Below are 24613 nucleotides of genomic sequence, written 5' to 3'. Positions count from 1 at the left end.
CAGCCCATCGCCGGCAAGCCAGCTCCCACCTCGACCGCGCTACGTTCAGAAGCAGGGCAGCTTCCACAGGCGCTGAACAAAGCTTGAGGTTGATGCGGTCAAGGTGGGAGCTGGCTTGCCGGCGATGGGCCGCAAAGCGGCCCCCAAATCAGATCTAGCGCCCTAACCATTCCACCAGCGTACGGTTGAACCGCACCGGCTCCTCGATCTGCGGCGCATGCCCCATACCTTCAAAGGTAATCAGCTCACCCTTGGGAATCAGCTTGGCCACCTGCGGCCCCAGCACTGCATACTTGCCCAGCTTCGCTTTCACCTCCGGCGGCGCGATATCACTGCCGATGGCTGTGGTGTCCTGGTCACCGATCAGCAGCAGGGTGGGCATCTGCAGGTCCTTGAACTCGTGGTACACCGGCTGGGTGAAGATCATGTCGTAGATCAGCGCCGAGTTCCACGCCACCGCTTCATGCCCCGGCCCCTTGTTCAGGCCCACCAGCATCTGCACCCAGCGCTCGTACTCCGGCTTCCAGCGCCCGGCGTAGTAGGTCTTGCGCTCATACTCGCGCACGCCTTCGGCATCCAGCTTGAGCTCGCGCGCATACCACTGGTCCACCGTGCGGTAGGGCACGCCCAGGGCTTTCCAGTCTTCCAGCCCGATGGGGTTGACCATCGCCAGGCGCTCCACCTGCTGCGGGTACATCAGCGCATAGCGGGTGGCGAGCATGCCGCCGGTGGAGTGGCCGAGCACGATGCTTTGCTTCACCCCCAGCTGTTCGAGCAGGGCATGGGTGTTGCTCGCCAGCTGCTGGAAGCTGTACTGGTAGTGCGCCGGCTTGCTGGAGCTGCAGAAGCCGACCTGGTCGGGGGCGATGACTCGGTAGCCAGCCTTGCTCAGGGCATCGATGGTGGTTTCCCAGGTGGCGGCGCAGAAGTTCTTGCCATGCATCAGCACCACGCTGTGGCCGTTGGCCTGGCCCTGGGCGGGTACGTCCATGTAGCCCATCTGCAGGGCCTGGCCCTGGGACTTGAAGTCGAAATGCTTGAGCGGATGCGGGTAGCTGAAGCCCTCCAGCTGGGGGCCATAGGTGGGCGATTCGGCGGCGATGGCCGAACTGCCGGCGAGGCAGGCCAGAGCCAGGGCGGTTGCGCGCAGCATGGGGGCACTCCGTGTAGGGCCATGTAGGAAGGGGCGACTGTAGCAGCCAGTGGACCACGCGGGACGTGAAAGGTGTTACCAGGCGTGAAACCAGCCCAGGGTAATCATCGCCAGCACCCCATAGCGGCCGGCCTTGGCCAGGGTCACCAGCAGCAGGAAGCGCCAGAACGGCTCACGCATGATGCCGGCGATCAGCGTCAGCGGGTCGCCGATCACCGGCATCCAGCTGAGCAGCAGCGACCATTGCCCCCAGCGCTGGTAGCGCTGTTGCGCGCGTTCCAGCTGGGCAGGGCTGAACGGGAACCAGCGCTTGTCACGCAGGTGCTCGATGGCCCGGCCCAGCACCCAGTTGACCACCGAGCCCAGCACATTGCCCAGGGTCGCCACCAGCAACAGGGTGGCCCAGGCCTCGGGCTGGCGCAGCAAAAGGCCGACCAGCACGGCCTCCGATTGCAGCGGTAGCAGGGTAGCGGCGCCGAAGGCGCTGAGGAACAGCGCCCACAGGCTGAGCATCAGTAGCTGGCGACCACAGTGTCCTTGCCGTCCTGGGTCAAGCCGATGACCTGGTAGGCATCCTTGTGGTCACCCATTTCCATGCCGGGCGAGCCCATGGGCATGCCCGGCACGGCCAGGCCCTTGAGGTCGTTGCGCTTGGCCAGCAGGCGAACCTGCTCGGCCGGTACGTGGCCTTCGACGAACTTGCCATCGATCACCCCGGTATGGCACGACGCCAGGCGTGGCGCCACGCCCAGGCGTTGCTTCACCTCGCTCATGTTCGGCTCGACATGGTCGTTGACGGTGAAGCCGTTGTCGCGCAGGTGGCTGATCCAGGCCTTGCAGCAGCCACAGTTGGGGTCGCGGTAGACGTCGATGGTCTCGGCAGCCTGGGCCAGGCCGGTGATGGCCAGCAGGCCCAGGGGCAGCAGGTGTTTACGCAGCTTCATGAAGCACTCCTTCAAAAACGTGGGCGGATACCGGCGACCAGGCCTGTGCCTTGCACGCGCCCGGTGTCGTTACGGCCCCAGGGGCGGTCCGATATCCAGCGGTCGGCCAGCAGCATAGCGTAAGCGGCCTTCAGGCGCAGCGCGGCCTGTTGCCGTTCACCAGCCTTGTTGGGCAAGCAGTCTACCTGCCAGGTAGTGGTTCCGGATGCCGGCCTGTCATTACGCTGGCTAACGTGCGGCTCACCTATCTGAGAGCCTGCTGGATCATGACCCTACCACTGGACTGCCTGTTGTACTCCAAGACCAATCTGATCGGCATCGGACCAAACCTGTCCGACGAGGAGCGCCAGGACGTGCAAACGTTGCTGGACCATGCCGATGAGTTCGCAAGCCGCTTCCTCGACCGGGACGAGCTATGGAAAAGCTGGTTCGACCGCTTCCGCAATCGCCTGGAGAAACATGGCTGCGTAAGGATGGCCGCCCTGGAGTTGCCGCCCCAGGTCATCAGGGACCATGACGATTTCGATACCAGGCTCGAGCCCATCGGCACAGGCAGCACACCAACGCTGTTGGCCCAACTGGCGCGCGCATCCATGCAGGAACTGCGCATCAGTGCACACGCCAGCAAGTTCCTGCAGTCTGGTTGGCAGAACGACGTCGCCTCATCGTTTCTGATAACACCCTGCCAGAAGGACGAGGAGGGCCAGATCCATCTGGCGGTCTATTCGTTTCGCTTCAATGCCACGGTGGAAATACGCGACTTCGGATTCTGGAGCGAGGCCCAGCGTGACATCGTCGTATGGAACACCGGCACTGTTTACCGTTTTGACCTGGAACGTTTCGCCGCTTTTCGTCAGCAGATTCGTAAGGAGTTGGGCGACCGGCGGCTTGGCGCCATTACCAGGATTGAACTCTAGCCACCTCGCTCAAGCTGGCAGGTCACGCATCAGCAGGCCGTATGCCAATGGCACCTGCTCGGGAACAGGAAGGTAGATGGTGTGGCCATCGCCAGGGGCGACCTGCAGCGGTTGCTGCTGGCCATTGCTCATGTGCTCGAGATCGAAGTGGTAGTTGCCGCGTGGAGTCATCAGTTCCAGATGGTCGCCCACGGCGAAGCGGTTCTTCACCTTGACCTCGGCCAGGCCGTCGACGCGCACCCCGGTCAGCTCGCCAACGAACTGCTGGCGCTCGGACACCGAGTTGCCGCGCTGGTAGTTCTGGTACTCGTCGTGCACGTGGCGGCGCAGGAATCCTTCGGTGTAACCGCGCTGGGCCAGGGATTCGAGGTTGTCCATCAGGGAGCGGTCGAATGGCCGCCCGGCCACCGCGTCGTCGATCGCCTGGCGGTACGACTGCACGGCGCGGGCGCAGTAGAAGTGCGACTTGGTGCGGCCTTCGATCTTCAGCGAGTGCACGCCCATGGCGGCCAGGCGCCCGACGTGCTGGATGGCGCGCAGGTCCTTGGCATTCATGATGTAGGTGCCGTGCTCGTCTTCGAACGCCGGCATTTCGGTGCCGGGGCGGTTGCTTTCCTGCAGCAGGAATACCTGCTCGGTCGGTGCACCCAGGCCCAGCGTCGGCTGCACTTCGCGCACGATGTCGCCAGTGGCGTTTTCGGTGGCCGGGGTGGCGTCGTACTTCCAGCGGCAAGCGTTGGTGCAGCTGCCCTGGTTGGCATCGCGCTTGTTGAGGTAGCCCGACAGCAGGCAACGGCCGGAGTAGGCCATGCACAGGGCACCGTGGACGAACACCTCCAGCTCCATTTCCGGCACCTGCTGGCGGATTTCCTCGATCTCTTCGAGCGACAGCTCGCGCGACAGGATCACCCGGCTCAGGCCCAGTTGCTGCCAGAACTGCACGCTGGCCCAGTTGACCGTGTTGGCCTGCACCGACAGGTGCACCGGCATCTGCGGGAAGTGCTGGCGTACCAGCATGATCAGGCCTGGGTCGGACATGATCAGCGCGTCCGGTGCCATCTCGATCACCGGCGCCAGGTCCTTGAGGAAGGTCTTGAGCTTGGCATTGTGCGGGGCAATGTTGACCACCACGTAGAAGCGTTTGCCCAAGGCATGCGCCTCCTGGATGCCGAGGGCCAGATTGGCATGGTCGAACTCGTTGTTGCGCACCCGCAAGCTGTAGCGTGGCTGGCCGGCGTAGACCGCGTCGGCGCCATAGGCGAAGGCGTAGCGCATGGTCTTGAGGGTGCCGGCGGGGGCCAGCAGTTCGGGCTTGGCGATAGGGGTCATGTGCGCACCGGAGCAAAAGGCGCGGATGCTAGGGCTGGCAGATACGGCCCGTATTGATTTGCATCAAGGGAATGGCGGCACTTTTGCCAAGGTGCGGCGCACTAATAACGCATAAGCCATGCGAGGACCCGCGATGAACCAGACCGCCCTGCAGAACAAAGCCCTGGCAGTACTGCTGGCGCTGGTGACCATTGCCTTCATCTGGATCCTGCTGCCGTACTACGGTGCGATCTTCTGGGCGGTGATACTCGGCATCCTGTTCGCCCCGCTGCAGCGCCACCTGCTGCTGCGTTTCGGCCGAAGGCGCAACCTGGCTGCGGCGGCCACCTTGCTGGTGTGCCTGCTGGTGGCGATCCTGCCGGTGATCATCACCAGCGCGCTGCTGGTGCAGGAGGGAGCCGCCCTGTACCAGCGCATCGAGCACGGGGAGCTGGATATTGCCGGTTATGTCGAGCGCGGCAAGGACATGCTTCCGGCGTTTGCCCAGCAGGGCCTGGACAGCATGGGCATGGGCAATCTCGACGGGCTGCGCGACAAGATCACCAAATGGGCCACCCAAGGCAGCCAGGTGCTGGCCAGCCAGGCGTTCAACTTCGGGCAGGGCACGTTCGAGTTCGTGATCAGCTTCGGCATCATGATGTACCTGTTGTTCTTCTTCCTGCGCGAAGGCGCGGAGGTCGCCCGCCAGGTGCGTCTGGCAGTGCCGCTGCCCGAACACCAGAAACGCCGTTTGCAGCTGAAGTTCAACCGTGTGGTGCGGGCGACGGTAAAAGGCAACGTGCTGGTGGCCATTACCCAGGGGGCGCTGGGTGGTTTCATTTTCTGGGTGCTGGATATACCGAGTGCGCTGGTGTGGGCGGTGCTGATGGCGTTTCTGTCGCTGTTGCCGGCGGTAGGGGCGGGGATCGTGTGGGCGCCGGTGGCGGCGTATTTCCTGCTGACCGGTGCGATTTTGTCGGGGGTGATCCTGACCGCGTTCGGCGTGCTGGTGATCGGCCTGGTGGACAACTTGTTGCGGCCGATCCTGGTGGGCAAGGACACGCGCATGCCGGACTACCTGATTCTGGTGTCGACGCTGGGCGGGCTGGCGGTGTTCGGGCTCAATGGCTTCGTGATTGGGCCATTGATCGCGGCGCTGTTCGTGTCGAGTTGGGCGATCTTCGCGGCAACCAAACCCCGGGTGCAGTTGCCGGAGTAGGGGCGGGCCTTGATGGGGCTGCTTTGCAGCCCATCGCCGGCAAGCCAGCTCCCACAGGTACAGCGTTGCTCTCAAGATTGTCGCTGTACCTGTGGGAGCGGCCTTGTGTCGCGAAAGGGCCGCAACGCGGCCCCATTAGCCGGGTCAGAAGGCCTGCGGCATCTCACCCTTGGCCAGGCGCCGGTTGATGTCGGCGATCACTTCTGGCAGTTCGTTGATGGTGTCGATCAGGTAGTGCGGGCGGGAGCCGGCGAACAGGGTGTGGATGCGCTGGCGCTCGCTTTCCAGCTTCTCGGCGCTCAGCGCGCGGTAGCCTTCCCAGGTCAGCCCCAGGGCATTGCCCGAGCACACCAGGGCCACGGTCCACATGCCGGCACGGCGGCCTTCGAGAATGCCCGGCACGGTATCGTCGACCTTCACGCACGCCGCCACATCGTCGATACCCAGCGCGATCACGTTGGCCAGGGCCTGGGCCGGCCATGGGCGGCCGTTCGGGGTTTCGTCGGTAGCCACCACATGGTCGGCCACGTAGCCGTTCTGCGCGGCCAGCTCCACCACCTTGTCCATCACCACCTTCGGGTAGCCCGAGCAAGAGCCGATCTTCAGGCCGTCCTGGCGCAGCCCGGTGAGGGTGTCCAGGGCGCCGGGGATCAGCGCCGAGTGCACGGCGATCTTCTCGATCTGCAGCGGCATGAAGCGGTTGTAGATGGCGGTGACATCATCGTCGGTCGGGGTGCGGCCGAACACCTTGCGGTAGCGCTCGGCAATTTCCGGCACATCGCACAGGGTGCGGATGTGGTCCCACTTGCCCATGCCCATCGGGCCGCGGGCTTCTTCGATGGACACCTGCACATCGAATTCGGCAAAGGCTTCGACAAAGATCTGGGTCGGGGCGAAGGAACCGAAGTCGACCACGGTGCCGGCCCAGTCAAGGATGGCGGCTTGCAGCTGGGTAGGGTTGCTGTAGTTCATGTGCGCTTGTTCCTGAAATTGGGTGGGCAAAGGGTCAGATGTCCAGCACTTCCATTTCCCGCAGCACCTCGGCCACGGCATTCACGGCGGCCTGCATGCCATCCGCTCCGACCACGCCGATGCAGCCGACACGGAAGGTTTCCACCTGGGTCAGCTTGCCCGGGTAGAGGATGAAGCCCTTGGCCTTGACCCGCTCGTAGAAGTCCTTGAACTGGTAGCGGGGATCGTTCGGTGCGTGGAAGGTGACGATGATCGGCGCCTGGATCTCGGCAGGCAGGAAGCTGCGCAGGCCGATGGCGGCCATGCCGTCGAGCAAGGTCTTGCAGTTGTCGGCGTAGCGCTGGTGGCGCGCTGGCAGGCCACCTTCCTCGTTGTATTGCTGCAGCGCTTCGTGCAGGGCAGCGACCACGTGGGTCGGCGGGGTGAAGCGCCACTGGCCGGTCTTGGCCATGTAGGTGTGCTGGTCGTGCAGGTCCATGGCCAGCGAGTGGGCGTTGCCTTCGGCGGCGGCCAGGGCGGCTTTCTCGGCGAACACGAAGCCCATGCCAGGTACCCCTTCCAGGCATTTGCCGGAGGCGGCGATCAGCGCCTCGAAGGGGATGGCGCGGGCATCGATCGGCAGTGCGCCGAACGAGCTCATGGCGTCGATGATCAGGCGCTTGCCGTGGCCTTTGATCACCTGGGCGATCTCGGGCAGCGGGTTGAGGATGCCGGTGCTGGTTTCGCAGTGGATCAGCGCGACGTGGGTGATGGCCGGGTCGGCGGCCAGCAGGCGGTCGACGTCGGCGGCGGTGGTCGGCTGGTCTTCGGCGGTTTCGAAGGTGCTGTAGGCACGGCCCAGCACTTTGCAGATCTTCGCCAGGCGCTGGCCATAGGCGCCATTGATCAGCACCAGGACCTTGCCGTCACGCGGCACCAGGGTGCCGATGGCCGCTTCCACGGCGAAGGTGCCGCTGCCTTGCAGGGGCACGCAGTGGTGGCTGGCGCTGCCGTCGATGATGGCCAGCAGTTGCTCGCAGACACTGGCAGTCAGTTGGTTGAAGTCGCGGTCCCAGGAGCCCCAGTCCACCAGCATGGCTTGGCGGGTGCGGATTGATGTGGTCAGGGGACCGGGGGTCAGCAGAATCGGGGCGTTGCTCATTCCGTTATTCCTCACAAGCGGTGGGCTGAAACTACGGGGCCTAGGTTGCAATTGGCGCTGTCATCAATCAAATTGTTTGTTGTTATCCGAGCTATAAGTCAGGCCGATAAATATGAACCTGTTCCAGTTGCGTGCCTTCGATGCCGTCGCCCGTGAGGGCAGCTTCACCCGTGCCGCCGCACGCCTGTTCATCAGCCAGCCGGCGGTGACCGGGCACGTGAAGGCGCTGGAGGAGCACTACCAGATCACCTTGCTGCGGCGTACCGCGCGGCGGGTGGAGTTGACCGAAGAGGGCACCCGCCTGGCGGCCATCACCCGCGCCATGTTCGGCCTGGCCGAAGAGGCGCAGGCCATGCTCGAGGCCAACCGGCAATTGCTGACCGGGCGCTTGGAGGTGGCGGCCGATGGCCCGCACCGGGTCATGCCGATGCTGGCGCTGCTGCGCGAGCGCTACCCGGGCATTACCGTCAACCTGCGCCTGGGCAATGCCCAGGAAACCTTGGCGGCATTGCTCAGCGAACATGCCGACGTGGCCGTGCTGACCGAGATCGAGCCGCGCAAAGGCCTGCATTTGCAGAACCTGTGCGAGTCGCGGTTGTGCGCCTTGCTGCCGGCGGGGCATGCCTGGGCCAGCGGCGAAGGTGATTTGCCGCTGGCTGAGCTGCATCAGCAGATCATGGTGTTGCGCGAACCCAGCTCCACCACCCGGCGCACCTTCGACAAGGCCTGCAGCAAGGCCGCCGTGCAACCTCGGGTGCTGCTGGAGCTGGATAGTCGCGAGGCGGTAACCGAAGCGGTGGCCTCGGAGCTGGGCATTGGCGTGGTGTCGTCCACCGAAGTCGCCAATGACCCGCGGGTAGTGGCGCGCCCGCTGGCCGGTGACGGCCTGGTCAACCAGCACCTGATCGGCTGCCTGGAGCGCCGCCGTGAGCTGCGCCTGATCCAGGCGTTCCTCGGCCTGGCGGCGGGGCTGTGATGGCTGTTTTCAACGGGGCGGCCTAAGATGGCCGGCATTGAGCCGACAGGACCGTCGATGAGCGAGAAAGACACCATTTCCATGCAGCTGGTGCGCGAAGCGCTGTTGCAGACTTGCCCCGCCGGCGAGCCCGATACCGGCTTGCTGGCCCGGGCGGGTATCGCCGTCGAACAGCTGCACCTGCCAGCGGCACGAGTCAGCGCCGAGTCCTATGCCCGGCTCTGGCGTCTGCTGGCGCGGCGCTGCAACGATGAGTTCTTCGCCATGGACCCGCGCGGTCTGCGCAGCGGCAGCCTGGCGTTCATGTGCCGTGCCAGCATGGGCCAGCCAACCCTGGGCGCCGGCCTGGAAACCGCGCTGGCGTTCCTGTCACTGATGCTTGAAGACCTGCAGCCAAGCCTGGTGCGCCAGCAAGGCCTGGCCGAAATCGTCATCAACGAACCGCGTGACACACCGCGCCGCGCTTTCACCTATTTCACCTTCTGGATGATCGTGCACGGTGTGACCTGCTGGCTGGCCGGGCGGCGTATCCCGATCCTGGCCATCGATCTGCGCTGTGCCGAACCGCCATTCTGCGATGACTACCGGGTGATGTTTTCGGAAAACCTGCAGTTCGAGCGCCCGCGCACGCGCATGATCATCGCTGCCGAATGCCTCGAGCTGCCGCTGCGGCGCAGCGAAGAAGAACTGCAGCGCTTTCTGGCCGAGGCGCCGGGCAACATCCTGGTCAAGTACCGTGACCCGGCCAGCCTCGGGCGGCGCATTCGCACCGACCTGCTGCGCCTGGACCCGGGGCAGTGGCCCGATGGCGACAGCCTGGCGCGCCAGTTGTGCCTGTCGCCTTCTACCCTGCGCCGGCGGCTGGCCGAAGAGGGGCAGAACTACCAAGGGTTGAAGGACAGCGTGCGTCGTGAGCTTGCAATTGCCTGGCTGAGCCAGGAAGACGCGGCCATGGGCGAAATCGCCGAGCGCCTGGGCTTTGCCGACAGCAGTTCGTTCTACAAGGCGTTTCGCAAGTGGTTCGGCTGCAACCCCGGGCATTACCGTGCGCTGATCCTCAAGCGCGGCAGTGGCGGCTAGGGAACCACGCCTTCCCGCTGCCGGCTGGCGCCGCTGGCAAGCATCGTGACAAGTCGATCACTGACCAGGAAATCGACCATGTCTCAACCTGCCTTGCACCCCAAGTTGCTTCACCCCGCCGAAGATTTTATCGCGCAAAGCTTGCCCGCCTGGCTGAAGGCGGCCAAGCCCAAGCAGCTTGCCAGGCTGCAATTGCGTTTCAACGCCTATCTGGCGAGTCAGCGGAAGATGGCAGGGTTCGCCGACCGCCTGCAGCCTCTGGACCGTTTCGCCAAGCAACTGTTCGAGCCTGCCTTGCGCCAGGACAGCCAGCTGAAGCTGCAGGTCGACCTGGACAAACTGGTGTGGCGCGAAACACGCGCACGGCTGGATGTGAGAACCGGCTTGATCCCTGATTATCAACCGTACTTCGTGCGCATGCCGGCCTTGCAAAAGCTGTTGCAGAACTTCAAGGCCAACGAGTCCTTCTTCCTCGGCACCGCCTTGACCCTTCCGGGAGCCCATCAGGACGAGCAGGTGGTGAGCGAAGACATCGACCGGATTGTCAGCCTGTGCCGCCAGGTGGATGTCGGCAGCGCCTACCAGCGGCACCTGGCGCAGGTATTGACCCCTGACTTTGAAAAAGCCCTGACCACCGACCGGCGCCTGGAACTGGCCGTGGCGGTCGAGATCGCGGCCATCAAGCAGCAACTGGATCCGGAAGACCTGCTGGTGCTGCGTATCGCGTGCAAGGTTGAACCCGCCGTGATCAAGGGGCCGGTGCAGCTGGAGATCGGTGCACTGCAGGTCCTTGGCTGCCGGGTGGATGGCGCGCTGGCCGTTGAGTTGATCGAGCAGCCCCGCCACCAGTCCACGTTTCCCTTCGGGGTGCCTGGGCGCTTGAAAAGAGTGATCCTGTATACCCCTGACGATCAGGCGCAACCCCTGCGCGCGTTCACCAACTGGGATGAGGCGAACCGCGTCCTGGCCACGGCGATGGGCAACCAGGACTATCGGCAGGCATTCATGCGGCGCATTGCCTTGGGTGATCGCGCCACTTGCGAGCAGGCCCTGGCCACCCGCTTGCAGGATGCACAACCTGACCTGGAACCCCGCAGGGTGTTGGAAGCGGGGGACGGTTTTGCGTCGATGGCCGCCTGGCACATGCAGCGAATCAAGGCCGATGCACGTTTCCTTGCGGTGCCCACCGCCCAGGCCGACGACGCGGCTGCGGAGCAGCGCCTGGACGAGCTCAAAGGCGCCGGCCTGGTATTGCTCAACCTGGCGGGCCTGTTCGTGCCGGTCATCGGGGCTTTGCTGGTGGCGGACCTGGCCAGGCAACTGTTGATCGAGACCTTCGAGGGCGTGCGTGACTGGCAGTTGGGCCATCAGCATGAGGCCTTGACGCATATGCTTCAGGTGGCCTTCAGCGTGGCAACCACCGGTGCGGTGGTTGTCGGTGCCCACCTGGCCCGCAGCGCATTCGTCGAAACCCTGGAGCCGGTCATCACCGAAGATGGCCGGCAACGGCTGTGGCGCAATGAGCTGGCGCCTTACCAGGACACTACTCCACCCGTTCAGCTGACGGAGCTCGACAACGGCTTGCTCGCCGAGGGTGAGCGCCATTGGTGGCGGTCGAATGGTGCCTTGTATCGGGTAAGGCAAACCGCCAATGGCGCTTGGCGCTTGCTGCATGCCGAAGGTGACACGGCGTTCGGGCCGGTGCTGGAACGTTGCTCTGCGCGTGGCTGGCGGCTGGCTTACGAGCGGCCACTGGAATGGCAGGGCGCCGCACTGTTGCTCGCGCGGCTTTGGCCGGCGGCGACCGCGATGGACACCGTGCGGGTGGAACAGGTGCTGAAGGTCGCGGATGTCGACGAGGCCTACCTGCGTGGCCTGCTGGTGGAACGGCGCGGGTTGCCGGTGCAGCTGCGCGATACCTTGCAGCGCTTTGCCGTGGACGCACGCGCGCAGGCCTTTTTCAGCCGGCTGGAAGCGGGGGAGGCTGATACCGGTACCGATACCGAGCTGTGGCAATGGTGCATCGAACGGTTGCAACTGCAGGGTGAAACCGTCGAAGAACAGGTGCTGTCGATCCGTGACGCGGCAAGCGAGTTGCGTGAGGCGATGTTCGAGCATTTCTCCAGGCTTTACCTGGCCGACGACCCGTTGCTGGGCTTGATCCAGCGCGACTTCCCGACGCTGCCAGAGGCCTATGCCCTTGATGTGCTCGAGCAGGCCACCGAGGCTGTGCGCTTGCGCATGCAGGCAGAGTCCCGCCTGCCGCTGGCGTTGGCTGAACAGGCGCGGGTGGCCCTGCAACTGGCGCGCCTGACCCGCATGCGCGAAGCGTTGTACCTGCAAGGCAGTTACCGGCCGGAAGTGGTGGCGCTGGCCTTTGCCCTGCTGCGTCGGCATGGCCCCAGTGCAGCCGGGTTCAACCTGGTGTTGCGCCGTGACCCGTATGCCGGGGCAGCGATGGAGCGGCTGTTCGCCGAGACCGACCTTGAGCAGGCCGTGGTGCTGGTCAGGCGGGAGGGGCGCTTCCAGCTCTACAACGACAGAGGCTTGCCGGATGAGCGCGAGGTCGCCGCCCCCGAGGGGCTGTTCGAGGTGCTGGCCGCTTGCCTGCCGGTGGAATACCGGGTGCGACAGGGGTGGAATGGCGCCGATGCGCCGACCAGAATCCGCGAGCAGATGCAGGCCTGGCTACCGGGTGACCGGCAGGCCCTGCTGCGCCTGCTCGGCTGGCGGGAGGCAAGGCCCATGGCATCGCCCATGCAGCGTTTGGCCGATGGCCGAGCGGGCTATCCACTGGGTGGCTGCCAGTCGTGCATCGGCTCGCCGGAGCGCGTGGTGCGGCAGCGGGTGCGCGCGTTGTATCCCGGTATCGGGGATATCGGCGTCGATCGCTATGTCCAGAGCCTGTTGGACATGCGCGGGGGCCTGTTCGAGAACCTGCTGCGCGTCGAGCAGGAATACCGCCGCCTGGATGACAGCTTGCTGGCCTGGGTTGAAGAGGTAGCGGGCAGCGCCAGCCGTGCACGCCGACGCGTCGCAGATTCGTTGCGGCGTGCCTGGCAGATGCGCAGCGACCGCGCCGCCGGGGCTATCGGCAACGATGCAATGCTCAGCCTGAGCATCGTCGCCGTACCGGTGGGCAGCCTGCCCGTGTTGCCGGTCGGGACGGACTTCTCGCACGTGTCGGAATTGACCCTGTCGGCGCTCGGTCTGGATGCCATCCCGTCGGGGTTCCTCGCCTGCTTCCCCGATCTGCTGTGCCTGGACATGAGTGACAATGCCCTGCGCGCGCTACCTGCGGGGCTGGAGCGGTTGACCGCCTTGCGCCAGTTGCTGATGCCGCGCAACCGTATTCGTGTCTCGGAGCCGCAGGCCAATGTGCTGACCGGCCTGGCGCTCTTGCGTTCGCTGGACCTGAGTGACAACCCGCTCGGCGACATCAGGCTACAGTTCGAGCGGCTGCCCAGCTTGCGGATCCTGCGCTTGAACCGCGTGCAGATGACGGCGCTGCCCCGGGGCCTGGAGTGGTGTGGCCTGTTGGTGTTCGCCGACCTTCGCAACAACCAGATAGCCGAGTTGCCGGCAGCCTTGTTTCAGGCCCCGTTGCAGTTGCGCCGTGCCATGCACCTGGAGGGCAATGCGCTGCCAGTGCAGGATCTCGATCGCTTGCATGGCGCCGAACGCCTGCTGGCCACGCCCCGCCCGCAACGACACGCCCCGGCCCGGGAAGAATGGCTGCAGACACTGGACCCTGCGGCGCGGCAGGAGCAGCAAGGGAAATGGGATGCGCTGAATGCCGAGCCCGGCAGCCTGGCTTTCTTCGAGCTGCTCAGGCAACTGACGACCACGGCCGAATTCAGCAAGGCGCCGGCCGAACTCGGGTTCAGGGTATGGGCAATGCTGGATGCCGCCCATGCCGATACCGCCACGCGCATGGCGCTGTTTGACCTGGCAGCGGAGCCCACCACCTGTGTGGACAGCGTTTCCACCGTGTTCAGCCGCCTTGAGGTGCGCATGCATGTCGAGCAGGCCACCCGCGGCGGCGACCCGATTTCGACCCGCGCGGCACGCCTGCAGTTGGCCAAGCGGCTGTTTCGCGTGCACTGGGTAGAGAAAATCGCCCGGCGCGAAATCGACGCCCGCTACCAGGATGGACGTTGGAGCCGGGGGAACCACGATGAAGAGGAGGTGGAGGTCAATCTTGCCTACCTCAGCGGCTTGGCCCAGCGCCTGGACCTGTTGGGCCAACCTCGCCACATGCAGTTTGGCAGGCTGGCCAATGTGTCGCCGCTGCAACTGGAGGAGGCCTTCAAGGAAGTGCTGGAGGTGGAGGCGGGCGAGCAACGGGTCGTGTTCATCAGCGAGCGTGATTTCTGGTTGCCGGTACTGCGGGCAGAACATGCGGACGACTTCGAAACCCTTGAAACGCAATTCTCCCTGCGGCTGGAAACTCTGGACGAGCAAAGGGAGACCTTGACCAGTGACGAGTACTGGAACCTGAGCAACGCCCTGCGCGATGAGCGCGAGCAGGCCCTGGCCAGCCTTGCCCAGCGCCTTACGCACGAAGCGTTCATGGTGCCAGAGGCAAAGTGATGGCGCTTAACGGGCGGCACGCAGTGTGCCGCCCTGCTTCTACCGCAGGGGTTCCCTCTGCGCAAGCGCCGGCAGGTTGCACACCATGCGTGGCTTTCGACAGCCATCCAGGGACCTGCCATGACCCGCGAACCACACGCACCACAGCCCGCCTCTGCGTCTTCCAGCCACTTGCACGACGGTTTCATCGGTGACCGGTTGCCTGCCTGGCTCAAACAGGCCACGCAAAGCCAGATACGCACCTTGCGCGAAAGCCTGGAAGCCCATCATGCCACCCAGGCCCGGTTGCGCGGGATCACCCTGGCGCTGCCGTCGCCGCAGCAGTTCGCCGAACGGCAATTCGCCAGTTTGTTGCGCGAGCCGCTGCCGGGCGACGTAGCGTTCTGGCAGTTGGAGTGGCTGGAGGTTTCCCATCGTTTCTCGTCCACGCCCGGCGCTGAGCCGCCATTTCCCACCTACGGGCAACGGCGTGAAAACGGCTTGCTCCGCCTGATGCGCAACTTTGCCGCCAGCAACGATTTCTACCTGGGAACCGGGTTGGTCGCGCCGGGGCAGGAACGGGTACTTTCGCGAGGCACCGATGAACTGGTCGAGGCGTGCCGCAAGCTCGATGCCGGGCGCCTGTACCAGCAGGAACTGGACCGCACATTCGATGCCACGGCACAACGCGTCCTCTGTGAAGACAAGCGCTCCGGGCTGCGCCTGGCCGTGCAGGTTGCCGCGCTCAAAGGCGAGATTACCGAGCCGGTCAAGGAGGCATTGCACGCCTTGGTGGATGAACCCGCGGATCGGCGATCCGCCAGCCTCACGGGCCACCCGGGCCTGCTCGAAGCCCTCGGTTGCCCAGTGGCAGATGGTGTGTGGATTCAACTTCGCGACAGGCATGGGCAAACGCAGGGCGGCGTGCTCTACCTGCCCAGCGACCCGGTACAGGCGTTGCGACACTTCGACAGCCACGCCTCGATCAACAGCGCGCTGGTGGCCGAGCTGCGCCATGAACCCTATCGCCAGGCGTTCAGCCAGTTGATCGGCCTGGATCAGCGTGCCGGGTTCATGCACAAGCTGCAGGCCCGCCTGAAGGATGACAAGCCGGACCTGGAGCTCGATGGCAGCGTGCCGCAACATGACATTTTCCAGGCGCTGGCTGCACAGCAGACCAACCGGGTGAAGCAGGATGGCCGCCTGTTGCTGGTGGCAACTGCCGATGCCGATGAAGCCGCATCGCGTGAGCGGCATGAGGCGTGGAAGGCCGCCGGTCTCGATGTGCTCAACCTCGCTGGGCTGTTCATTCCGGTGGTGGGCGGCTTGCTGCTCGGGCAACTGGTGGCCCAGACCCTCTCGGAGGTTTTCGAGGGCACGCAGGACTGGTTGCGAGGCCATCAGCACGAGGCGCTGGAGCACATGCTGGGCGTTGCCGAGATACTGGCGGGCACCGCCGCGACGGTGGCGGGCGTCACCTTCGTGCGCAGCGCGTTCGTCGCGGCGCTGGAGCCGGTAAGGCTCGCCAATGGGGCGGGGCGTTTGTGGTCCCGAGATCTGGCAGCCTTTGCCTCGACCCCTGAAACGATCACCTTGGGTGCGGACGGAGCCTATGCCGATGGCGTGCGCCGTTGGATGAAGGCTGACGGGGTCTTCTACGAAGTTCATCGGCCTGACCCCGATGGCCCCTGGCGTCTGCGCCACCCCGGGCGCGAAGAGGCGTACGGCCCGGTCGTGCTGCACAATGGCGAACGCAGCTGGCGCCTGATGCACGATGAGCCCCAGCGTTGGCGCGACCCTGCGAAAATGCTCGATACACTTTGGCCGCGCGATCAACCTTTCGATAACCAGCAGGCGCAGCGGATCTTGCGCATGGCCGGCATCGATGAGGACGAACTGCGCGGCCTGCTGGTGGAAAACCGGCGAACGCCTGCCACCTTGCGGGAAACCCTCAAGGCATTCGATGCCGATGCCCGGATCGACACGTTCTTCCGCAACCTGGAACGCGACACTGTCTCCGATCAGGACTTGCAGCTGCTGGCTTGGTGCGAGGTCCGACCGGGCAGCGTAAAAGGGCGTACCGCAGTGCTTGCGGACCGGCCAAGGTCGAGCGACCTGCTGTTCGCACAGCTGACACGCCTGCCCGAATCGGCGGAGCCTTTGCTCAAGCCGCTGATGGCGCTGGGGCTGCCTGAGCCCTATGCGCGCAATCTGGCCGACGGAGCAAGTCACGACGCTCGTCAGCTGTTCGTCAGTGGTGGAAAGTTGCCGCAAAGCCTGGCCACCCAGGCCAGGTCGTTGTGCTCGCAGGCGAAGGTGAGCAGGGCGCTGGCAGGGTTCTATCTGCCGAGCGCATATAGCGACGAAACGGGCATGCTGGTGCTGGCATTGCTGAATGTCGAGGCCATTGATGCGTTCAGCCTGGCGTTGAGCAATGCTGCTGCGGATGCCGTGGCGTTGAAACGCATCGGTTCGGTTGGCGATGCGGCCGAGCAACGGGTGCTGGTGCGTGAGCAAGGTGTCTTTGCCCTGTATGACGGGCAGGGCCGAAAACTCGCGATGCGGCCACCTGCTTCCTCATGCATCTTCCAGGCCGTGCTGGCCGCGCTCGAATCGCGCAACCTGCTGGGCCGTTTGGGCCTGGCCGAGAACGCCAATGCCGAGGGCTTGCGCGAGAAGCTCATGGCGCACCTGGGTACCCATGAGGAAATAGCCCGCATGCTGGGCTGGGCGCCGACGGAGCGCTGGTTCAATCCCGGGCAGCGCCTTGCCGATGGCCGCGTCGGGTACCTGCTCAGCGGGCGCGCGGCACTGCCCACCACACCCAGGGAACAACTGCGGGCCGGCCTGAGGCGATTCTTCCCGGGGCTGGGCGATTCGCTGGAAACGCAAGTTGACCGCTGGCTGCTGCAGAATGTGCCGGTCGCCGATGCGCTCCTGGCGCTGCAGGACGATTATGAACAGTTGAACCGCGCGCTCAATGGTTGGGTGTCGGCTGCGCTGAGTGACACTTTGCGGGCGCGACGCCAGCTGTTCGCCGAACGATTGCTGCGTGCCTGGCAGGCGCTTGGCGACCATGTGGTGGTCGACAGTGACGGCAAGCGCCAGGGGCTGCGCCTGGTGCTGAATGATCTGCCAACCGATTCGTTGCCGGTCATGCCTGCGCCTATCGATTTCTATCACGTCACCACCCTGGTACTGAGCGAGACGAACATCGGGGTGGTGAACGAGGAGTTTCTGCGGGCATTCACCTACCTGCAGGAACTGGACCTGAGCCACAACCAGCTGTTGCGCTGCCCGCGCGGGCTTGGCTACCTGACCAACCTGCGCCGGTTGCGCCTGGGGCATAACCGCATTCGCCTGGATGCCCATGCCATCGAAGCACTGAACGGGTTGCCGCTGCTCAGCCACCTCGACCTGAGCTACAACAGCCCGCTGGGGGTGTACGAAATGCGCTTCCATCACCTGCCTCATCTGATCGAGCTGAACTTGCGCCGCTGCGGGCTCAGCGAGTGGCCCAGAGGGCTCGAGCTGTGTGGCTTCCTGCAACGAGCCGACCTGCGAGACAATTTCCTGCGGGGTGTGCCTGACGGCGTGCTGGCCATGCCGCTGGAGTTTCGCCAGCGCATCCTGGTCGATGGCAACCGCCTGAGCATGGCCGATTACGGCAAGCTCTATGCCTTGGAGCCGCTGCTGGAGGACCCGGAGGAAGAGATCGGCCGAGCCTGGTGGGTCGGTTCCGACTCCGCCAGCCACGGGCGTGGTGAGCTTTGGGACCGGCTGAGCACCCGAGACGAAAATGCCCGCCTGTTCGATCTGCTGGAGCTTCTGCAAGGCCTGGCGGACTACAGCTGGCCCAAGGCTTATCTGTTGCGCATGGGCTGGCAGTGCCTGTCGATGATGGAGACAGACGCCGAATTCGCTCGGCAGGTGCAACTGGCGGCCGACGATGTGGTAATGGATGACAACGGTGCCATCGAACTGTTCAGCCGACTGCTGCGTCTGCATGCCGAGCGCGACGCGGCAGGCGATGGTGCGCAATCCCGAGGCCCGAAGTTGCTGGCGTTGGGGCGCGCCTTGCACCGTCTGGACCGCCTTGACGAGTATGTCGAGGCCGAGCGGCAAAACCTCGAAGGCTTCGCCGAGCCCGCGGTACTGGCGACGTTGGCAATGCGCTACAGGGTACGCTTGCGCACCAGGCTCAGGTTGCCGTTCCAGCCCGCCAGAATGCGCCTCAGGGCGGCAGCTGTAGGGTTGAGCGAGCATCGGCTGCAGGCGGCAGAGGCGGCCGTGGAAAGGGCGAACGTTCTCGTTGATGTAGTCGCAAACCTGTGCACGCGCGCATTCTGGCAGCGTTTTTTGCAACAGCGCTTCGCCCGGCCGTTCAATGACCTTGAGCAACTCGCTGCGGAGCAGCGGGCGGCGCTGGCGGTAAGGCGCGATGAACTGGGTGAAGCACAGTATCTGAACCAGGCACAGGCACTGGATGCGCAGCTGCAGGCCGATCGGCTGGAGTTGCAATTGCAACTGACCGAGCACTACGTGATCAGCCTGGAACGCGCACCGGGCTGATGGCCACCGGCCAAACCGGTCATCCAGTTTGACAACTTAGGCCATTGCCGCGACGCCAGCGCGGCGCGAACATCGTCGGACCGATGGTTCAACTCCAAAAACAAGAAACCAGGAGTCCGACGATGCGCGATTACACCGAGGCCGCTCGTGCGTTCGACCATGGCCAGGCCGCTGCGGCGGCGCTGCATGGCAACCTCGAAGCCCTCAATGCCTGTGTCGAATGTTGCGACCGCCATGCCGGTGAGGGCAAGACCGCACTGGTTTGGGAAGACCGCGAGGGCAACAGCGAGCGGTTGAGCTTCGATCAGTTGCAAACACTGGCGGCCCGTTTCGCCAATGTGCTCCAAGCGCAAGGCGTTGGTGCGGGTGATCGGGTCGCCGGGCTGATGCCGCGCACCCCCGAACTGCTGGTCACCATCCTCGCCACCTGGCGTCTCGGCGCGGTGTACCAGCCACTGTTCACCGCGTTCGGCCCCAAGGCCATCGAACATCGCCTGGAGCAGTCCCACGCCCGCGTGGTCGTCACCGACAGCCACAACCGCGCCAAGCTGGACGATGTGCACGCCTGCCCGACCATCATCACCGTCAATGCCCGCAGTGGCGAACTGGACTTCCAGCAGTGCCTGGACAATGCCGCAGACAAATGCGAGCCGGTCATGCGCTCGGGCAACGACCCGTTCCTGCTGATGTTCACCTCCGGCACCACCGGCCCGGCCAAACCGCTGGAAGTGCCGCTGCGTGCCATCGTCGCGTTCCAGGGCTACATGCGCGATGCCATCGACCTGCGCCCCGATGACAACTTCTGGAACCTGGCCGACCCGGGCTGGGCCTATGGCCTGTATTACGCGGTCACCGGCCCGCTGTCGCTGGGCCATGCCACCACCTTCTACGATGGCCCGTTCAGTGTTGAAAGCTGCGCGCGGGTGATCGACAAGCTGGGCATCACCAACCTGGCCGGCTCGCCCACTGCGTACCGCCTGCTGATTGCCGCCGGGGATGACTTCTCGGCACCGATCAAGGGCCGCCTGCGGGTGGTCAGCAGTGCCGGCGAACCGCTCAACCCGGAAGTGATCCGCTGGTTCGCCGACGAACTGGGCGTGACCATCCACGACCACTACGGGCAGACCGAGCTGGGCATGGTGCTGTGCAACCACCATGGCCTGCAGCACCCGGTACACCTCGGCTCGGCCGGCTTTGCCATCCCCGGCCACCGCATTGTGGTGCTGGACGAGCAGGGCAACGAACTGCCCGCCGGCCAGCCGGGCATCCTCGCGGTCGACCGCGAGCAGTCGCCGCTGTGCTGGTTCGCGGGCTACCACGGCCTGCCGACCAAAGCCTTCGTCGGCAAGTACTACCTCAGCGGTGACACCGTCGAGCTGAACCAGGATGGCAGCATCAGCTTCGTCGGCCGCAGCGACGATGTGATCACCACCTCCGGCTACCGGGTTGGCCCGTTCGATGTGGAAAGCGCACTGATCGAGCACCAGGCGGTGATCGAAGCGGCGGTGATCGGCAAGCCGGACCCGGAGCGCACCGAGCTGATCAAGGCCTTCGTGGTATTGGCCAGCGGTTACCAGGGCAGCGCCGAGCTTGAAGAGGCTTTGCGCCAGCACGTGCGCCAGCGCCTGTACGCCCATGCCTACCCAAGGGAAATCGAATTCGTCAGTGAGCTGCCCAAGACCCCGAGCGGCAAGCTGCAACGCTTCATCCTGCGCAACCAGGAAGTCGCCAAACAACAAGCGCAACAGGCCACCCCTGCCAGCGCCTGAAAGGAAACCGATCATGCAAATAGCCAACAAACACTTCATCGTCAGCGGCGCCGCCTCCGGGCTGGGTGCTGCCACCGCGCAGATGCTGGTCGAGGCCGGCGCCAAGGTCATGCTGGTCGACCTCAATGCCCAGGCCGTCGAAGCCAAGGCCCGCGAACTGGGCGAAAACGCCCGTTTCGCGGTGGCCGACATCAGCGACGAGCAGGCCGCCCAGGCGGCGGTCGATGCGGCCGTCAGCGCCTTTGGCAGCCTGCACGGGCTGGTCAACTGCGCCGGCATCGTCGGTGCCGAGAAAGTGCTGGGCAAGCAGGGCCCGCATGGCCTTGCCAGCTTTGCCAAGGTCATCAACGTCAACCTGATCGGCAGCTTCAACCTGCTGCGCCTGGCCGCCGCGGCCATGGCCGAAGGGGCTGCCGATGAGGGGGGTGAGCGCGGGGTGATCATCAACACCGCCTCCATCGCCGCCTATGACGGCCAGATCGGCCAGGCTGCCTACGCAGCTTCCAAGGGCGCCATCGCCAGCCTGACCCTGCCGACTGCCCGCGAACTGGCGCGCTTCGGCATCCGTGTGATGACCATCGCCCCGGGCATCTTCGAAACGCCGATGATGGCCGGCATGACCGAGGAAGTACGCGCCTCGCTGGCCGCCGGCGTGCCATTCCCACCGCGCCTGGGTCGCCCGCAGGAGTACGCCGCGCTGGCCCGCCACATCATCGAGAACAGCATGCTCAACGGCGAGGTGATCCGCCTCGACGGTGCACTGCGCATGGCTGCCAAGTAAGGAGAGCGAACATGACCCTCGCCAATGACCCGATCGTTATCGTCAGCGCCGTGCGCACGCCCATGGGCGGCCTGCAGGGCGACCTCAAGAGCCTGACCGCGCCACAGCTGGGCAGCGCCGCCATCCGTGGTGCCGTCGAGCGCGCCGGCATCGATGCCGCCAGTGTCGAGCAGGTGCTGTTCGGCTGCGTGCTGCCGGCAGGCCAGGGCCAGGCACCGGCGCGCCAGGCCGCGCTGGGCGCCGGGCTGGACAAGCACACCACCTGCACCACCCTGAACAAGATGTGCGGTTCGGGCATGCAGGCGGCGATCATGGCCCATGACCTGCTGCTGGCCGGCACCGCCGATGTGGTGGTGGCCGGTGGCATGGAAAGCATGACCAACGCACCGTACCTGCTGGACAAGGCCCGTGGCGGCTACCGCATGGGCCACGGCAAGATCATCGACCACATGTTCATGGACGGCCTGGAAGACGCCTACGACAAGGGCCGCCTGATGGGCACCTTTGCCGAAGACTGCGCCCAGGCCAATGCCTTCAGCCGCGAAGCCCAGGACCAGTTCGCCATCGCCTCGCTGACCCGCGCCCAGGACGCTATCAAGAGCGGTCGCTTTGCTGCCGAGATCGTGCCGGTCGAGGTCACCGAGGGCAAGGAGAAGCGCGTCATCAAGGACGACGAACAACCGCCCAAGGCGCGCCTGGACAAGATCCCGCAGCTCAAGCCGGCCTTCCGCGAAGGCGGCACGGTGACCGCCGCCAACTCCAGCTCGATTTCCGACGGCGCTGCGGCGCTGGTGCTGATGCGCCGCTCCGAAGCCGACAAGCGCGGCCTCAAGCCGCTGGCGGTGATCCACGGCCATGCCGCTTTTGCCGACACCCCGGCACTGTTCCCGACCGCGCCGATCGGCGCCATCGACAAACTGATGAAACGCACCGGCTGGAACCTGGCCGAGGTCGACCTGTTCGAGATCAACGAGGCTTTCGCCGTGGTCACCCTGGCGGCCATGAAGCACCTCGACCTGCCGCACGACAAGGTCAATATCCATGGCGGCGCCTGCGCCCTCGGCCACCCGATCGGCGCTTCCGGCGCGCGCATCCTGGTGACCCTGCTGTCGGCCCTGCGCCAGAACAATCTGCGCCGTGGCGTGGCGGCCATCTGCATTGGCGGTGGCGAAGCCACGGCCATGGCTGTCGAATGCCTGTACTGAGGTGAACCATGCTGGTAACTGATGAGCAACAACAGATCGCCGACGCGGTACGCGCCTTTGCCCAGGAGCGCCTGAAGCCGTTTGCCGAGCAATGGGACAAGGAACACCGCTTCCCCAAGGAGGCCATCGAGGAGATGGCCGAGCTGGGCCTGTTCGGCATGCTGGTGCCGGAGCAGTGGGGCGGCAGCGACACCGGCTACGTGGCCTATGCCATGGCACTGGAGGAAATCGCCGCCGGTGACGGCGCCTGCTCGACCATCATGAGCGTGCACAACTCGGTGGGCTGTGTGCCGATCCTGCGTTTTGGCAGCGAGCAGCAGAAGGAGCAGTTCCTCACCCCGTTGGCCAGCGGTGCGATGCTCGGCGCCTTCGCCCTGACCGAACCGCAGGCCGGCTCCGACGCCAGCAGCCTGAAGACCCGTGCACGTCTGGACGGCGACCACTACGTGCTCAATGGCAGCAAGCAGTTCATCACCTCCGGGCAGAACGCCGGGGTGGTGATAGTGTTCGCCGTGACCGACCCGGACGCCGGCAAGCGCGGCATCAGTGCCTTCATCGTGCCCACCGATTCGCCGGGCTACCAGGTGGCGCGGGTCGAGGACAAGCTCGGCCAGCACGCCTCCGATACCTGCCAGATCGTTTTCGATAATGTGCGTGTGCCGGTAGCCAACCGCCTGGGCGCCGAAGGCGAGGGCTACAAGATCGCCCTGGCCAACCTCGAAGGCGGCCGCATCGGCATCGCCTCGCAGGCGGTGGGCATGGCCCGCGCGGCGTTCGAAGTGGCGCGCGACTACGCCAACGAGCGGCAGAGCTTCGGCAAGGCGCTGATCGAGCACCAGGCGGTGGCCTTCCGCCTGGCCGACATGGCGACCAAGATTGCCGTGGCCCGGCAGATGGTGCTGCACGCCGCCGCGCTGCGCGATGCCGGGCGCCCGGCGCTGGTGGAAGCGTCGATGGCCAAGCTGTTTGCCTCGGAAATGGCCGAAAAGGTCTGTTCGGATGCCTTGCAGACCCTGGGCGGTTATGGCTATCTGAGTGACTTCCCGCTGGAGCGGATCTACCGCGACGTTCGGGTTTGCCAGATCTACGAAGGCACCAGCGACATTCAGCGCATGGTCATTGCGCGCAATCTTTGAAGGAGCAGACTGCATGGCATTCGAAACCATCCTGTTGGACATCCACGGCAAGGTCGGCCTGATCACCCTCAACCGCCCGCAGGCGCTGAACGCGCTGAACGCGCAGATCGTCGGCGAGATCAACCAGGCCCTGGACCAGCTCGAGCGCGATCCGAACATCGGCTGCGTGGTGCTGACCGGTTCCGCCAAGGCCTTTGCCGCTGGTGCCGACATCAAGGAAATGGCCGAGCTGCAATACCCGCAAATCTACGTTGACGACCTGTTCAGCGATTCCGACCGCATTGCCAACCGGCGCAAGCCGATCATTGCCGCGGTGTCCGGTTTTGCCCTGGGCGGCGGCTGCGAGCTGGCGATGATGTGTGACTTCATCCTGGCGGCGGACAATGCCAGGTTCGGCCAGCCGGAAATCAACCTTGGCGTGCTGCCGGGCATGGGCGGCACCCAGCGTCTGACCCGTGCGGTGGGCAAGGCCAAGGCCATGGAACTGTGCCTGACCGGCCGCCTGATGGGGGCTGAGGAAGCTGAGCGTGCTGGCCTGGTGGCGCGTATCGTGCCGCAGGCGGAGCTGGTGGAAGAGGCGCTGAAGGTGGCCGCGACCATTGCCAGCAAGTCGATTCCGGTGAGCATGATGGTCAAGGAGAGCGTCAACCGTGCGTTCGAAGTCACCCTTAGCGAGGGTGTGCGCTTCGAGCGGCGGGTGTTCCATGCGGCGTTTGCTACCGAAGACCAGAAAGAGGGAATGGCTGCGTTCATTGCCAAGCGCGAGGCGCAGTTCAAGGACCGCTGATTGGAATCGGCATTGCCGTTGCTTTTGCTTTTGCTTCTAAGCGCACGGTAGTTCAGGCGCCGCCGATTGCGACTTCAGGAG

18 protein-coding genes are annotated in these 24613 nt (G+C 65.0%); 11 read left to right on the top strand and 7 right to left on the bottom strand.

Annotation, left to right across the window (positions count from 1 at the left end; translation table 11 throughout):
- Positions 1-154: 154 nt before the first annotated feature.
- The 4 genes from RYH74_RS18940 to RYH74_RS18925 all read right to left on the bottom strand — a co-directional run bounded on the left by RYH74_RS18940 (position 155) and on the right by RYH74_RS18925 (position 2273).
- On the bottom strand, positions 155-1153 hold the full coding sequence (locus tag RYH74_RS18940) for an alpha/beta fold hydrolase (protein WP_061551509.1): 999 nt from the start codon (positions 1151-1153) through the stop codon (positions 155-157).
- A 75-nt stretch (positions 1154-1228) separates the two neighbouring features.
- Entirely contained in the window at positions 1229-1666 is a 438-nt protein-coding gene (locus tag RYH74_RS18935; protein WP_013971818.1) for a YqaA family protein, read from the bottom strand.
- Complete coding sequence (locus RYH74_RS18930; protein WP_317409912.1) at positions 1666-2097, bottom strand: DUF411 domain-containing protein; 432 nt, start codon at positions 2095-2097, stop codon at positions 1666-1668. Before RYH74_RS18930 ends, RYH74_RS18935 begins: the two co-directional genes overlap by 1 nt.
- An 11-nt stretch (positions 2098-2108) precedes the next feature.
- Entirely contained in the window at positions 2109-2273 is a 165-nt protein-coding gene (locus RYH74_RS18925) for a hypothetical protein (RefSeq protein WP_204249915.1), read from the bottom strand.
- 90 nt (positions 2274-2363) lie between these two features.
- Between RYH74_RS18925 and RYH74_RS18920 the strand changes: the two genes are divergently transcribed.
- The gene (locus tag RYH74_RS18920) at positions 2364-3014 is read left to right on the top strand and encodes a hypothetical protein (RefSeq protein ID WP_286101369.1); all 651 of its coding nucleotides are present in this window, start codon (positions 2364-2366) and stop codon (positions 3012-3014) included.
- A gap of 9 nt (positions 3015-3023) precedes the next feature.
- On the opposite strand, the gene yegQ is transcribed toward RYH74_RS18920, so the two are convergent.
- Positions 3024-4343 (bottom strand): tRNA 5-hydroxyuridine modification protein YegQ, encoded by a 1320-nt coding sequence (yegQ, locus tag RYH74_RS18915; protein WP_025338368.1) that lies wholly within the window; start codon positions 4341-4343, stop codon positions 3024-3026.
- A gap of 133 nt (positions 4344-4476) precedes the next feature.
- Here yegQ and RYH74_RS18910 point away from each other — a divergent pair, with 133 nt between their 5' ends.
- Positions 4477-5541, top strand: a complete 1065-nt coding sequence (locus RYH74_RS18910; RefSeq protein ID WP_085721153.1) for an AI-2E family transporter — start codon at positions 4477-4479, stop codon at positions 5539-5541.
- A gap of 144 nt (positions 5542-5685) precedes the next feature.
- Here the strand turns inward: RYH74_RS18910 and phnX are convergent, their stop codons facing one another.
- Both phnX and RYH74_RS18900 read right to left on the bottom strand, forming a co-directional pair.
- Positions 5686-6513 carry a phosphonoacetaldehyde hydrolase gene (gene phnX / locus RYH74_RS18905; RefSeq protein ID WP_075044248.1) on the bottom strand — a complete coding sequence of 276 codons (828 nt, stop codon included), beginning with the start codon at positions 6511-6513 and terminating at the stop codon, positions 5686-5688.
- A gap of 34 nt (positions 6514-6547) precedes the next feature.
- Positions 6548-7654 (bottom strand): 2-aminoethylphosphonate--pyruvate transaminase, encoded by a 1107-nt coding sequence (locus RYH74_RS18900; protein ID WP_286101370.1) that lies wholly within the window; start codon positions 7652-7654, stop codon positions 6548-6550.
- A gap of 112 nt (positions 7655-7766) precedes the next feature.
- Between RYH74_RS18900 and RYH74_RS18895 the strand changes: the two genes are divergently transcribed.
- From RYH74_RS18895 to RYH74_RS18855, 9 genes are all read left to right on the top strand, one after another.
- Positions 7767-8630: a LysR substrate-binding domain-containing protein gene (locus RYH74_RS18895; protein ID WP_015269648.1), complete on the top strand. Its 864-nt coding sequence runs from the start codon at positions 7767-7769 to the stop codon at positions 8628-8630.
- A 57-nt stretch (positions 8631-8687) separates the two neighbouring features.
- The gene (locus RYH74_RS18890) at positions 8688-9710 is read left to right on the top strand and encodes an AraC family transcriptional regulator (RefSeq protein ID WP_024086600.1); all 1023 of its coding nucleotides are present in this window, start codon (positions 8688-8690) and stop codon (positions 9708-9710) included.
- Between the two features lie 78 nt (positions 9711-9788).
- Entirely contained in the window at positions 9789-14303 is a 4515-nt protein-coding gene (locus RYH74_RS18885) for an NEL-type E3 ubiquitin ligase domain-containing protein (protein ID WP_317409911.1), read from the top strand.
- A gap of 120 nt (positions 14304-14423) precedes the next feature.
- Positions 14424-18854 carry a dermonecrotic toxin domain-containing protein gene (locus RYH74_RS18880; protein WP_317409910.1) on the top strand — a complete coding sequence of 1477 codons (4431 nt, stop codon included), beginning with the start codon at positions 14424-14426 and terminating at the stop codon, positions 18852-18854.
- 122 nt (positions 18855-18976) lie between these two features.
- Positions 18977-20623: an acyl-CoA synthetase gene (locus tag RYH74_RS18875; RefSeq protein ID WP_317409909.1), complete on the top strand. Its 1647-nt coding sequence runs from the start codon at positions 18977-18979 to the stop codon at positions 20621-20623.
- Between the two features lie 13 nt (positions 20624-20636).
- Positions 20637-21404, top strand: coding sequence for an SDR family NAD(P)-dependent oxidoreductase (locus RYH74_RS18870; protein ID WP_013971831.1), 768 nt, complete (start codon positions 20637-20639; stop codon positions 21402-21404).
- Between the two features lie 11 nt (positions 21405-21415).
- Positions 21416-22609: an acetyl-CoA C-acyltransferase gene (locus RYH74_RS18865; RefSeq protein ID WP_075044252.1), complete on the top strand. Its 1194-nt coding sequence runs from the start codon at positions 21416-21418 to the stop codon at positions 22607-22609.
- Between the two features lie 8 nt (positions 22610-22617).
- Positions 22618-23745, top strand: a complete 1128-nt coding sequence (locus RYH74_RS18860) for an acyl-CoA dehydrogenase (RefSeq protein WP_025338375.1) — start codon at positions 22618-22620, stop codon at positions 23743-23745.
- 13 nt (positions 23746-23758) lie between these two features.
- The gene (locus RYH74_RS18855; protein ID WP_013971834.1) at positions 23759-24532 is read left to right on the top strand and encodes an enoyl-CoA hydratase; all 774 of its coding nucleotides are present in this window, start codon (positions 23759-23761) and stop codon (positions 24530-24532) included.
- The last annotated feature ends 81 nt before the right edge of the window (positions 24533-24613 follow it).

Origin of the sequence: Pseudomonas sp. LSJ-87 (assembly GCF_032971465.1) — a bacterium.
GTDB lineage: Bacteria > Pseudomonadota > Gammaproteobacteria > Pseudomonadales > Pseudomonadaceae > Aquipseudomonas > Aquipseudomonas putida_Z.
Note: the sequence above shows the minus strand (reverse complement) of the source record. Positions and strands in the feature narration are given on the sequence as shown.

Coding starts and splice junctions, on each gene's coding strand:
- RYH74_RS18940 (WP_061551509.1), bottom strand. CDS start 1,153: ATGCTGCGCGCAACCGCCCTGGCTCTGGCCTGCCTCGCCGGCAGTTCG.
- RYH74_RS18860 (WP_025338375.1), top strand. CDS start 22,618: ATGCTGGTAACTGATGAGCAACAACAGATCGCCGACGCGGTACGCGCC.
- RYH74_RS18910 (WP_085721153.1), top strand. CDS start 4,477: ATGAACCAGACCGCCCTGCAGAACAAAGCCCTGGCAGTACTGCTGGCG.
- RYH74_RS18935 (WP_013971818.1), bottom strand. CDS start 1,666: ATGCTCAGCCTGTGGGCGCTGTTCCTCAGCGCCTTCGGCGCCGCTACC.
- RYH74_RS18855 (WP_013971834.1), top strand. CDS start 23,759: ATGGCATTCGAAACCATCCTGTTGGACATCCACGGCAAGGTCGGCCTG.
- RYH74_RS18890 (WP_024086600.1), top strand. CDS start 8,688: ATGAGCGAGAAAGACACCATTTCCATGCAGCTGGTGCGCGAAGCGCTG.
- RYH74_RS18875 (WP_317409909.1), top strand. CDS start 18,977: ATGCGCGATTACACCGAGGCCGCTCGTGCGTTCGACCATGGCCAGGCC.
- RYH74_RS18885 (WP_317409911.1), top strand. CDS start 9,789: ATGTCTCAACCTGCCTTGCACCCCAAGTTGCTTCACCCCGCCGAAGAT.
- phnX (WP_075044248.1), bottom strand. CDS start 6,513: ATGAACTACAGCAACCCTACCCAGCTGCAAGCCGCCATCCTTGACTGG.
- RYH74_RS18900 (WP_286101370.1), bottom strand. CDS start 7,654: ATGAGCAACGCCCCGATTCTGCTGACCCCCGGTCCCCTGACCACATCA.
- RYH74_RS18870 (WP_013971831.1), top strand. CDS start 20,637: ATGCAAATAGCCAACAAACACTTCATCGTCAGCGGCGCCGCCTCCGGG.
- RYH74_RS18920 (WP_286101369.1), top strand. CDS start 2,364: ATGACCCTACCACTGGACTGCCTGTTGTACTCCAAGACCAATCTGATC.
- RYH74_RS18865 (WP_075044252.1), top strand. CDS start 21,416: ATGACCCTCGCCAATGACCCGATCGTTATCGTCAGCGCCGTGCGCACG.
- RYH74_RS18895 (WP_015269648.1), top strand. CDS start 7,767: ATGAACCTGTTCCAGTTGCGTGCCTTCGATGCCGTCGCCCGTGAGGGC.
- RYH74_RS18930 (WP_317409912.1), bottom strand. CDS start 2,097: ATGAAGCTGCGTAAACACCTGCTGCCCCTGGGCCTGCTGGCCATCACC.
- RYH74_RS18880 (WP_317409910.1), top strand. CDS start 14,424: ATGACCCGCGAACCACACGCACCACAGCCCGCCTCTGCGTCTTCCAGC.
- yegQ (WP_025338368.1), bottom strand. CDS start 4,343: ATGACCCCTATCGCCAAGCCCGAACTGCTGGCCCCCGCCGGCACCCTC.